We start from the raw sequence: 12,088 nt of genomic DNA on the forward strand, positions 1-12,088 counted from the left end.
AGGCTCGCTATGGAGCGACAGATAGATACATAGACCCGTTTAGCTCCTCCATCGTTGAAACAAAAGAACAGGCCGACTGTGTGAAGCAGTGGGCCTGTTTTTCTATGAATATGGAATCATCGCTTAAAAACCAGTTAGCGTTTTCCAAACTTCAATTTTTGTTTGTACTTTACGAATCACTTCATTAGTAAACTCCGTTGTGGTAGCACTTCCGCCTAAATCGGAGGTACGGATACCTTCTTTTACGGTTTCAATCGTGGCTTCATAGATGGCACGGGAAGCATTGATCGCGCGTGGGTCATCCATGTAGGTAAGCATTGCAGCCCCTGCTAAAATCATGGCCATCGGGTTCGCAAGGTTTTTTCCAAATAAGGATGGGGCTGTTCCGTGCGGAGCTTCAGCCATTACGATATCAGGTTCAAAGTTGTCATTAAAGCTCATGAGGATTGATTCGGAGCCAGCGATGGTTCCAAACATTTGAAGAACCAAATCACTCAAGCAATCCCCATCGCGGTTTAAAGCAGGAATAACCATCGGATCACCCGAATTATTCAGCAATAATGCATAGGTTGCATCAATTAATTGAGGTTCGTATCGAACGCCAGGATAACGTTTTGCTGCTTCATCCATCTCTTCTTTCAACATACCTTCATATACAGGGCTAACGGTATATTTTGGGCCGCCAAATACTTTCGCTTTGGTTTTCTTTGCATGCATAAAAGCAAACTCCGCTACAGCACGACAGGTTTTGCGATCAATCGTTTCAGTACGACAAGCGACTTCGTCTAAACCGCTTCCTTCACGCCATTCTTTCGCGCCGTATGCATCACCGACTGCCATACGAATAACAGAGATGGGAGAATAAGTCCCTGCTACTGGGCGAACTCCAGGAATACGACGCCCTGTACGAATGATTACTTTTCCATCGATTTCTCGGCGTAAAATTGCATTCGGGGAGCCCACATCTCCTTTTATCTCTGGAGTAACAGTAGCTGCTTTTATTCCGTAACCAGTTCGTTTCATCGCTTTTGCCGCATCATGGACGACTTGGTTATTGGTTGCCCGTCTATTTTCTAAACTCAGATCAAACTCTTGGAATTCTAAGTCTAGACCAATTACGTTTGGATCCAGTACACGAAGAGCCTCATCTAACAACTCTTGACCTGTCTGGTCTCCTTTCATTACAACAATCACTTTTTGATCACTCAATATCATTCACCCCATTTTAAAAATACCACTTTCTTATTATACTCGTAGATAATTTCACAAACTAGACAAAGAAAATTAAGAATATTAAAGAGCCTTGTATAGATTTGCGCGAACTGTGGTATGATCAAGATTGAACATATAACCTATATTTAGTTTGTTCCAACCATTATCAAGGTATGTAGAATGAGGTGGAGTTCACGGTGATTTATCAAATTTGTGCGGGTATAGCAACATTTTCCTTCTTGCTTCTAGTGATTTACATCATTCGCACACTCATAACTATGAATCGTACATTACGAAGTGCTTCATCTAGTTTGGAAGAGGCGACATTGTCCTTACAAACCATACAAAAAACGATCCAGGATTTACAACCTCAGGTTCAGTCCGTGCTTTCCGAAACAGAGAAGGCTCTTCATGTGACCAATGAACTTGTAGCAGACGTCCGACATAAAGCGGCACAAACCCAAGAAGTATTTGACACGATTCAAAACCTCGGAAAATCCATTGACCGTGTTTCACATACGATTGTTGAAAGTGTACAAACTCATAGAGGGACGATTGGAAATGCGGTATCTTATATGGGATTAGGATTAGAGTTAATACGTAAATGGAAAGATCGAAATCAATCATAGCTGGAGGCGGGCAAAGATGAGCGAGAAAAAAGGAATGAATGTAAGCGAATTTATGGTTGGTGCAGTAATCGGTGGCATCATTGGAGCAGCCGTAGCGTTATTAACCACACCCAAGACAGGCAAAGAGATGCGAGAGGATTTAAAAGAAGGATTGGAAGTAGCGAAAGATAAGAGTAGTGAGTTGGTCCATGCTGTAAAGTCCCAGACAGGCGATGCGTTTGAAAAAATGGGTGATGCAGGGACTAAAGTTCAAAGTAAGTGGATCGAAATCAAAGAATCAATGGATAAAGATCGCATTTAGAGGACAAGCGTAGTAATGCTCATATAACACCTTAGAGAGGGGAGGAGCAGAGTTGAGTGGCAGAGTAGACGAGATTCGAGTGCAATTAGATCGATTAAACTTGCAGATTTTAGAACTTCTAAATGAACGCGCAAGGTATGTACAAGAGATTGGTGAGATGAAGCAGAAGCAAGGGACTAAAAAGTTTGATCCTGAGCGTGAAACGGATATGTTGAACAAAATTATTTACCATAATCACGGTCCTTTTGATGATCAGACGGTTCAGCATCTCTTTAAGCAGATCTTTCAAGCATCCTTGACCTTAATTGAAGATAATCATAATAATGGCTTACTCGTTAGTCGAAAAAGAAAATCTGAGGATACTGTGATCGATTTAGGAACCGTTCAAATTGGGGATGGGATTCCTAAGATTGTGGCAGGTCCTTGTTCGGTGGAATCAGAGGAACAAGTCTTCCAAGTGGCCGAAGTATTGGCTAGACAAGGCGTGAAGATGATTCGCGGTGGAGCATTTAAACCGCGTACATCTCCTTATGATTTCCAAGGTTTAGGGTTGGAAGGTCTCCAGATATTACGGCGTGTTGCGGATCATTTCGGACTAAAAGTAATCAGTGAAATTATGAATCCAGCCGATGTTGAAATGGCTACTCGATATGTGGATGTCATTCAAGTCGGCGCTCGAAACATGCAAAATTTTGATCTACTTCGAGCCGTGGGCACTGCTCCTACTCCGGTTCTTTTAAAACGGGGACTCGCCGCTACGATGGAGGAGTTTTTATTTGCCGCCGAGTACATTGTCGCAAATGGGAATGATCAAGTGGTCTTGTGTGAGCGTGGGATTCGTACATATGAGAAATGGACGAGGAACACATTAGACATATCCGCGGTTCCATTAATCAAACAAGAAAGCCATCTGCCGGTTATGGTTGATGTAACGCATTCGGCTGGCCGTCGGGATTTGCTTCTCCCGCTAGCGAAAGCGGCTTTTGCAGCGGGGGCGGATGCGGTGATGGTAGAGACTCATCCTAACCCAATCGTTGCCTTATCTGACTCACGCCAACAGATTGATTTACCAACGTTTGAGCAATTTATGACTCAACTACGTGAATCGCGTTTTCTTCCAGAATTGCTGGGAACTAGATAAATCATTACAGAAAAGCGAACAGATGCGAATCTGTTCGCTTTTCTACGAAAAAGTTTGTTATGATGATTAAATATAGAGAAGTTGATGGGAGGAGTTCCCTATGAATGCAAGGGAATGCTTAGAACTTGCTAGTCAAAATCAGATTAGTCCTGATCGTCTGTATGATTTCTTTTCTCAGAATGTACCCAGGCTAACCGTTGTATATCAAAATTCAGAAGCTGGCAGAAAGCCTTTATTAGCGAAGAGTAATCACCCAAATGGGAAAAATGTGATTGCGTTTACGGATGTCGATGTTGCGCGATATGTAAGAGCTACGAATCCAGAATATCTAGTAATTCAAGAAGAACCAGCCCTACCTTTTTTACTAAAGGCATTTCGTTCGGATGCAGAGGGCGTTTTATTTAACCCCGGATTGCCTTCTAGGTTGTATATAGATAAAGGACGCCTTATGGCGCTTATTAGTGCATACGCGGTACATATACTATCCCACTCAGCAGGTGCATGGCTTCCTTCGAGGGGAAATGAATTATTATTAGCTCCGTACGAACCGGGCAAATTTACAGTGGTCATCTACGTAACAGAAAAAGATGCTCGTCACGTAAGTGCACAACAAGGCGGAGAGGTGAGATTAGCTTCATGGGACGATATTTTTGGGCGTGTGGCGAAATTAGGTGCACCGGCTCCCCTATTTCATTCGGGCCTCCCTGAGCAGATGTTATTAACGCCAAGTCAAGTAGTCGCCATCCAGCAGGGTCCGAAGTTAGGCTATGTTGAACCTGAAATAACTCAACATCCATTTATCCCTGTAAGCGATCCAGCCTCAGAGCAGACTGAAGATGCAGGTGTCACGCAAGAAGTGAAGCCAGATGAAAGTGTGTCCCCGTTTGAAGAAGTTGCGACTACCACTATAACAGATCCCACGATACAAAATCGTCAAGAAGAAGAGAACGACCTAAACCCGGTACATGATGGGGCCGCAGATGAAAATAGAGAAGAAGAACCTACTGGAGAAGTGGCTCAAACAGAAACGATCGAAAAGGATAAAGGTCCGAAAGAACCACTCTCTGTTGAAAAAGATTCATCATCAAAGAAAGTGGATATGGCTCCATCTGTTGCAACCCCAACATCAGAACCAACCCCAACACCGGCAAAAGAACATGTTGTCCCTGGAAATCTCTCCATCCCACCCGAATTAAAAGCTCAATTAGAACAATTAGAACGGGCTACGATGTCGGGGCAAGGTGTAGCGAATGGCTGGGAAGTATGCCGGCTTTTAGCAGATAGCCGCCGGATCTGGGTAATTACCGATCATAATGGAAATATGGTCATTTTGGCGGGTCAAGATCAAAGTCCGATTGTTGATTTCTTTACTTCTGATGCTCATGCAGAGCAGTTAATACTAGAAGCAAAGAAACAAAACTCCAGTCTTCCCGAAATGATGCCAAGACTTGTATCGACGAAGAAACTTTTCCGGGCACTTGCTAGTCGCCAACCTATCGTGTGGATTAACCGCGGAACACCGGTTGCTTGGACAAGTGTGATGGGGGATACCATTCCCTATATCCTGCAATTAATGGCCCAAAACGAGCGAAATCAGAACTAGCCTAATTAGGTTGGTTCTTTTTTGGTACAATGGAAAGAATAATCTTTGCTATACTAAAAACGAATAACCATAATGGATGTGGGAAAACAACATGAAGAAAAAAGAGACGATCACGATTTATGATGTTGCACGAGAAGCCAATGTATCGATGGCTACTGTTTCCCGGGTTGTAAATGGCAATCCCAATGTAAAACCAGCTACACGTAAAAAAGTGTTAGAAGTGATCCGGAACTTAGGCTACCGTCCAAACGCAGTGGCGCGTGGTCTTGCCAGCAAAAAGACAACGACAGTAGGAGTCGTGATTCCTGACATCTCAAATGCTTTTTATGCGGAGGTGGCGAGGGGAATTGAAGATATCGCCACGATGTATAACTACAATATTATCCTGAGTAACTCAGACTTACGACAAGAGCGAGAGCTTCGGCTGATTGAAACGTTAATGGAGAAGCAAGTGGATGGATTGTTATTTTTAGGTGGAACGATTACGCCTGCTCATAAGGAAATTTTTTCGGCATCCTCGATTCCGGTTGTGTTGGCAGCGACAGAAGATCGAGAAAAGAAGCTTCCTTTTGTTCATATTGACCAAAAAGAGGCGTCTAAAGAAGCGGTAATGGTTTTACTAGCAGAAGGACACAAGAAGGTCGGCTATATCTCCAATCCAAATGAAGATAGTGTGCAAGGTGTGCCGCGCTTAGAAGGGTATAAGCAAGCTCTTCATGAGACAGGAATGGAGTATGACGACTCGATTGTTCGTTATGGGGATAACGGATATCGATCCGGATATCAGGCGATGCAGGATTTGCTTAAGGCGGAGCCTGAGATGACGGCAGTGGCATGTGCTAGTGATGAGATGGCAGTCGGAGCACTGCATGCACTGCAAGATGCAGGTAAAAAGGTTCCAGAGGCGTTTTCTGTCATTGGATTCCATAATATTCCTCTTGCTTCGCAAGTACGCCCATTGCTCAGTACAGTAAGTTATCCGATGTACGATGTGGGAGCCGTATCGATGCGATTATTGACCAAATACATGTTACATGAAGAAATCGGAGCAGAGCAAGTTTGGTTACCTTTTAGTTTGGAATTACGAAACTCAACGAATTTAAAGCAGTGGCCAGAATAGAGAGAGAGGAATCAATCGGATGAAGATCGGAATCATAGGAGCAATGGATAGCGAGATTGCTCGTTTTTTAGAGGATTTAACAGAAAAACAAGTACATCAGATCCATGGTTTTTCCTACTATGAAGGGGTTATGGCAGGGCGCGAAGTGGTGATTACCAAGTCAGGCGTGGGGAAGGTAAATGCTGCGATCTGTGCAACGACCTTAATGAGTCAGTTTCAAGTGAAATCGGTCCTATTTACCGGGGTTGCCGGGGCTGTTCATCCTGATCTAGAGATTGGGGATATCGTGGTTTCAAGTGAGTGCCAGTATCATGATGTGGACGTAACGGCTCTAGGTTTTGCTCGTGGCCAGATTCCATTTCAAGAGACTTCGATCTTCCCAGCTGATCCGTTTTTAGTCCAGTGGGCTAAAGAGGCGGGTCAGGAGATGGATGGAGTGCAGGTGAAAGTAGGAAAGGTTTTATCCGGAGATCAATTTATATCTAGTAGTGAAGCGGTACATATCCTTCGTGAAGAGTTGCAAGGCGCTTGCGTGGAGATGGAGGGGGCGGCGGTCGCCCATGTCTGCTTTATGCTTAACACTCCGTTTGTCGTAATCCGCTCTATGTCGGATCGAGCCGACCATTCTGCCCATGTAAATTTTGAGGAGTTTACCCTTTTAGCGGCTGATCGGTCTTATATGATGGTCCGATACCTCTTACATAAAATTGCATAAAAACATGTATATACGTAGAAAATGATCCCTGTTTCTGTGCGTTTAAAATCCCCTTTTCAGAGCAAAATAAAGTCACAATATGAAAGGGGGTTTTCTAAATGGCACGTGATGTTCGTTGTGAGGTAAACAACTGCACGTACTGGGGATCTGGCGATAAATGTGAGGCCGATGCGATCTATGTAGTAAGTCATACAGGAAAAGAAGCGGAAGATCAAAAGGAAACCGATTGCCACACCTTTGAACGGAAAGCAAAGCACTAAGTCTGTTTCATGAGACGGTTGAGAAAATCTGACCCATAAAAAGGTCAGATTTTATGTTTTTCCCAAGCATAAGCTTTTCTATATAAACTAGATTCATGATGAATGAAGAAAACGTTCTATGTTATAATCATACATAAAAGAAAATTTTTCTTTTCTTAGGAGGAGAATCATATGCTAGATCACTCGGAATCAGTAGGGATTCAAACAAAAGAAAATAATTTAGAGAACTATGAGGCAGCTTATAAAGATTTTTCTTGGGTGGATGTTGAGAAAGCGTTTACATGGAGTGAGACAGGGAAAGTGAATGCTGCCTACGAGGCGATTGATCGGCATGTGGTAGAAGGAAAAGAGCATAAAACCGCTTTATGGTACAGTGATGAATCAAGGGATGAGAAATATTCGTTTGGTGATTTAAAGATAAAATCAAATCAATTTGGAAATTTACTTAGAAAATACAAAATTAAAAGAGGAGACCGAGTTTTCATTTTCTTACCGCGAACACCTGAGTTATATATCAGTTTTTTAGGTGCTTTAAAAGTGGGGGCGATTATTGGTCCTTTGTTTGAAGCGTTTATGACGGTAGCAGTAAAAGATCGTTTGGAAGATAGTGAAGCAGTAGCCCTTGTGACTACACCTTCGTTACTCTCGCGTGTGCCTCTTGATGAACTTCCACATCTCAAACATGTCATCTTAGTAGGCGATGATGCTGATACAGAAGGAACGATTTCATATGAGAAAGAGATGGCATCAGCCTCTGTGGATTTAGAGATTGAATGGGTAGATCGAGAAGATCCGATGCTAATTCACTACACATCGGGTTCCACAGGGAAGCCAAAAGGAGTCGTGCATGTCCATAATGCGATGATTCACCACTACCAAACGGGAAAATGGGTCGTGGATTTACAAGAAGATGATATCTATTGGTGCACAGCAGATCCTGGGTGGGTGACGGGTACTTCCTATGGGATTTTTGCTCCTTGGTTACATGGTGTTACGAATGTGGTTCGGGGTGGCAGGTTTACACCCGAGGATTGGTATCAGACGATTGCAGAGAAAAAGGTGACGATCTGGTACAGCGCGCCGACTGCATTTCGGATGTTGATGAGTGCAGGAGATAAACTGGTAGAGAAGCATGACCTATCTTCGGTACGCCATGTTTTAAGTGTGGGCGAGCCTTTAAATCCGGAAGTGGTTCGTTGGGGATTAAAAGTTTACGGAAAGCGAATTCATGATAACTGGTGGATGACAGAGACAGGTGGAACCCTTATTTCCAACTATCCGCAGATGGAGGTGAAGCCGGGCTCTATGGGGCGACCTTTTCCGGGTATCTACGCAGCGATTATCGATGATAATGGAAATGAGCTTCCACCGTATTCAATGGGACACTTAGCGATTCGGGCTGGATGGCCTTCGATGATGAGACAGATCTGGAATAATGAAGCCAAGTATCAAGAGTACTTCCAAATCCCGGGTTGGTATCTATCTGGAGACACGGCTTACCAAGATGAGGACGGCTACTTTTGGTTCCAGGGCCGAATTGATGATGTGATTAATACAGCAGGGAAGCGGGTGGGCCCTTTTGAAGTGGAGAGCGCTTTAGTTGAGCATCCGGCCGTAGCAGAAGCTGGGGTAATCGGGAAACCAGACCCAGTAAGGGGAGAGATTATTAAAGCATTTATTTCTTTAAGGCAGGGATATGTAGCCTCTGCTGAGTTGAAAGAAGAGATTCGTCAGTATGTGAAGGATCACATGGCGGCTCATGCGGCTCCTCGTGAGATTGAGTTTATAGGGAAGCTTCCGAAAACGCGGAGTGGGAAAATCATGCGACGTGTGTTAAAAGCTTGGGAATTAGGCTTGCCTACAGGTGACTTATCGACTATGGAAGAGTAAGCAATCTGTTAGTATTTGAGTGGATAATAAATTTCTATAAGAAAATAGTTTTTTTACAATAAAAGAAGGAAGCGCCATTACGTAGCAAGTAAGCGCTTCCTTCTTTTATGTCTATATTCTTAATTATATTTGTGCCTTGATTGAGGTACATGTTCGGCTAGTGTTTTATACTTTTTATCTGAGCGGAATCCACTCTTTTTCACATAGTTCGGTTGCGACCAGATTCTTAACTTTTCTGTCTTTGCTAGCTGTTCCGCTTTCCGATAGCGTACTTTGTGTTTATGCCGTGCAAAATCATATGCGTAGCGAGCATAGCCTTTGCGGAGTAGTTCTTCGTTTAACAGGCGATCGGTGTTAATCCAGATATGAGCTAAAATTCGCCCATGCTGATCTCGTAGAGGGTGGTCTAATTCGATTTCCAATTTGTTAGCGAAGATCAATTCGTCATAGATATAGGTTTTCGCATCCCTTGCAAATGGTTCCGGTGTGGCTCCAAACGGAGCATAATTCATTTCTGGAGTATCAATGAGAAGAAGGCGTACTTTTTCTTTTTGCCCGCGCCATAGGACAATAATCGTGTCCCCATCTACGACTTCTTCTAGACGCACTTCTTCACGTAGGGTAGACATAGCTTCTCACCTTTCGTTAACTTTTCTACTTATTTATCAAGATATCTTATTATAATTTTAAACGATTTGATGGAGCAGGGCAAAGCGAAATCGTGAGAAATCTATGAAAAAATGATAAAAAAGGATCCCGAGATATGCTCTCGGGATTCGAATTAATTATTCTCCACCATCGCCAAATTTAAATTGTGTCTGGTTCTTTGTGGGGTCCTCTGGGTTAATCTTATCTCCACCTGGCGGTTTTTGACCATTATTTCGCGGTGGTTGTTGAGGTGTTGGTGTTTGTTGTTGTTTTTCTTTCTTTTGGTTATTAGTATTCGTGTTTGAGTTGGTATTCGGATTCGTTTGTGTTCCGGAAGAAGGTGTATCCGAATCAACAGGTGTTCCCGATTCATACTGAACATATCTGGAAGATCCGCTTGGGAAACTTGAACCTTTCTTGATCAAATCAGGTCTAGCGGCAGCAGCGGCTTTGAACAATTTTACCCATGCTTCCTTAGCTAAATGTTGATCTCCGATTGCATTGTAGTCATAACCAGACCAGACGCCCATAGTCACTTCCGGTGTATAGCCTACGAACCAGAGGTCAAAGTAGCTCGTAGTTGTACCTGTTTTACCTGCGACATTATATCCACCTGTACCGTTTCCAATGGTCTTACCTGTACCACTCGTCACAACTCCACGTAACATAGAAGTAAGTTGTCTTGCTGTATTGGTTTCAAACACTCTTACTGGATTTGGTTTGTATTGATAGATGATGTTATCATCCTTATCACGGATTTCACGAATGATATGCGTTTCATTATATACGCCATCATTGGCAAACATGGAGTAGGCACCTGTCATTTCTTCTACAGTGTAGCCAACAGATGCTCCACCTAGAACCAAACTATCTACAGGTCGGTCTTTCTGAATAATGTCGATGCCCATCTTCTTCACATACCCATCAAACAATCCGCCTTGCCCGAGTTTTCGTAGGACATCGCGATAGATTTTGACAGCAGGTACGTTTCTAGACCACTCAAGAGCATACGTAGTAGTAATAGGTCCTTTACTTCCGTCATAGTAACCGCTACTACCACGCTTGGCGAGAGGTTCATCGACGACAATCGAGCTTGGACTGATGATTCCTTTATCTAGTGCTGGACCGTAGGCTAAGATAGGCTTCATCGCCGAACCAGGTTGGTTACGGGCCGTAAATGCATGATCTTTTTGGTTTTTCTTAAAGTCTGTACCACCTACGAAAGATAAGACTTCACCTGTTTTTTGATCTACCATAACGGCACCAATTTGCTCGGTTTGCTTACCTTTTTTAAGACCTTTGATTGATTTACTATTGTATTTGATCTTAGAGGCAGCTTTATCCATCTCATCGTACATTTTCTTATCGATAGTTGTGTAGATTTTGAATCCACCACTTCTTACGTAATCGTTGTATTGTTTGTCTTTCCACCCACGGTCAGGATTTTTTTCTTTATCGATATCTTTGAGAATATCAACAGCTTCTTTTTGAACGGCTGTCATGATGTATGGATAGTTTTCCATTCCACCTTCTTCATTCAGTTCTTCCTCGGAAACAAATGATTTTGAGATATCAGCTTTAATCGCTTCATCATATTCTTTTTGGGTGATCTTGTTTACGGTAAGCATATTTTTTAGGACTAACTGCATCCGCTTTGTCCCTAATTTAATAGCCTCGTCTGCTTCTTTAGCTGGGTTATTAGGATTGTACCGATTTGGACTTTGTACCATCCCTACGAGATACGCCGCTTCTGGAAGCGTGAGCTTATCGATATCCTTGTTAAAAAGTCCGTATGCTCCTACCTTAAAGCCATAAAGAAGCTTATTATTGGCACCGTTTCCTAAGAATACACTGTTTAAGTAGCTTACTAAAATTTCTTCTTTGCTATAGTATTTTTCTATGCGGTTTGCATCAATTAGTTCTTTTGCTTTCCGTTGATAGGACTTCTCAGGGTTCTTGAGAATTTCTCGTTTGACTAGTTGTTGGGTGAGGGTACTACCGCCACTCGCGTCATCCATCCCAATAGCGCTTTGCCATGTGGCGCGCAGGATCGCTTTAGGGACGAATCCGCTATGTTGATAAAACTCTCGGTCTTCTGTTGCGAATAATGCATCTAATAAGTGCTTGCTTACCTCTTTTGAGCTTTTAATTAATTCCCGTGAATCTTTGCGGTGCATTTTTTCAACTTCTGTTTTATCTTTGTCACCGAAATAAACATACGAATCTGAGCTAAAATTAGCGAGTGTTTCCTCAAAATCTGCTTTTGTGCGAATTTTCTCATCTTTGGTGAATGCTTGAACCGCTCCTAAACCTACTCCAGCAGCTCCTACTGCTATGGTTAATAGGGATACGGCTACAATAAAAGTAGTCTTACCCAGCTTTTTTAGTATGCGTTTACCTTTTTTAGGTTGTTGTTTCTCTTGTTTCTCTGATTCCATCTTGCTACCTCCTCATGTAAGAATTATATCATTTAATGGATGATTTTCATGTGACAATTCCGTGCTACTACATTTGTTATGGGCATAAAAAAGGGACTCCTGTATTGTATCAGAAGTCCCAAGTAGAGGGT

Annotated in this window: 11 protein-coding genes; 8 read left to right on the top strand and 3 right to left on the bottom strand. The window is 42.8% G+C overall.

Annotated elements, in window-relative coordinates:
- Nucleotides 1–123: 123 nt before the first annotated feature.
- Nucleotides 124–1,182 (bottom strand): isocitrate/isopropylmalate family dehydrogenase, encoded by a 1,059-nt coding sequence (locus tag BLU58_RS03470; RefSeq protein ID WP_255404582.1) that lies wholly within the window; start codon nucleotides 1,180–1,182, stop codon nucleotides 124–126.
- Nucleotides 1,183–1,409: 227 nt separating this feature from the next.
- Between BLU58_RS03470 and BLU58_RS03475 the strand changes: the two genes are divergently transcribed.
- From BLU58_RS03475 to acsA, 8 genes are all read left to right on the top strand, one after another.
- Nucleotides 1,410–1,841 (top strand): DUF948 domain-containing protein, encoded by a 432-nt coding sequence (locus BLU58_RS03475; RefSeq protein ID WP_176786480.1) that lies wholly within the window; start codon nucleotides 1,410–1,412, stop codon nucleotides 1,839–1,841.
- Between the two features lie 16 nt (nucleotides 1,842–1,857).
- Complete coding sequence (locus BLU58_RS03480) at nucleotides 1,858–2,142, top strand: YtxH domain-containing protein (protein ID WP_093290840.1); 285 nt, start codon at nucleotides 1,858–1,860, stop codon at nucleotides 2,140–2,142.
- Between the two features lie 52 nt (nucleotides 2,143–2,194).
- Nucleotides 2,195–3,283, top strand: a complete 1,089-nt coding sequence (locus BLU58_RS03485; RefSeq protein ID WP_093290841.1) for a bifunctional 3-deoxy-7-phosphoheptulonate synthase/chorismate mutase — start codon at nucleotides 2,195–2,197, stop codon at nucleotides 3,281–3,283.
- A 100-nt stretch (nucleotides 3,284–3,383) separates the two neighbouring features.
- The gene (locus tag BLU58_RS03490; RefSeq protein ID WP_093290842.1) at nucleotides 3,384–4,886 is read left to right on the top strand and encodes a hypothetical protein; all 1,503 of its coding nucleotides are present in this window, start codon (nucleotides 3,384–3,386) and stop codon (nucleotides 4,884–4,886) included.
- Between the two features lie 91 nt (nucleotides 4,887–4,977).
- The gene (ccpA, locus tag BLU58_RS03495) at nucleotides 4,978–6,006 is read left to right on the top strand and encodes a catabolite control protein A (protein ID WP_093290843.1); all 1,029 of its coding nucleotides are present in this window, start codon (nucleotides 4,978–4,980) and stop codon (nucleotides 6,004–6,006) included.
- A 19-nt stretch (nucleotides 6,007–6,025) separates the two neighbouring features.
- On the top strand, nucleotides 6,026–6,721 hold the full coding sequence (locus BLU58_RS03500) for a 5'-methylthioadenosine/adenosylhomocysteine nucleosidase (RefSeq protein ID WP_093290844.1): 696 nt from the start codon (nucleotides 6,026–6,028) through the stop codon (nucleotides 6,719–6,721).
- Nucleotides 6,722–6,819: 98 nt separating this feature from the next.
- Nucleotides 6,820–6,981, top strand: a complete 162-nt coding sequence (locus BLU58_RS03505) for a DUF1540 domain-containing protein (RefSeq protein ID WP_093290845.1) — start codon at nucleotides 6,820–6,822, stop codon at nucleotides 6,979–6,981.
- A 171-nt stretch (nucleotides 6,982–7,152) separates the two neighbouring features.
- On the top strand, nucleotides 7,153–8,871 hold the full coding sequence (gene acsA, locus BLU58_RS03510; protein ID WP_093290846.1) for an acetate--CoA ligase: 1,719 nt from the start codon (nucleotides 7,153–7,155) through the stop codon (nucleotides 8,869–8,871).
- A gap of 119 nt (nucleotides 8,872–8,990) precedes the next feature.
- Here acsA and BLU58_RS03515 read toward each other — a convergent pair whose 3' ends face one another.
- Both BLU58_RS03515 and BLU58_RS03520 read right to left on the bottom strand, forming a co-directional pair.
- Complete coding sequence (locus BLU58_RS03515) at nucleotides 8,991–9,500, bottom strand: thermonuclease family protein (protein ID WP_093290847.1); 510 nt, start codon at nucleotides 9,498–9,500, stop codon at nucleotides 8,991–8,993.
- A gap of 156 nt (nucleotides 9,501–9,656) precedes the next feature.
- Nucleotides 9,657–11,957, bottom strand: coding sequence for a transglycosylase domain-containing protein (locus BLU58_RS03520; RefSeq protein ID WP_093290848.1), 2,301 nt, complete (start codon nucleotides 11,955–11,957; stop codon nucleotides 9,657–9,659).
- Nucleotides 11,958–12,088: the final 131 nt, after the last annotated feature.

Origin of the sequence: Thermoactinomyces sp. DSM 45892 (assembly GCF_900107305.1) — a bacterium.
Lineage (GTDB): Bacteria > Bacillota > Bacilli > Thermoactinomycetales > Thermoactinomycetaceae > Baia.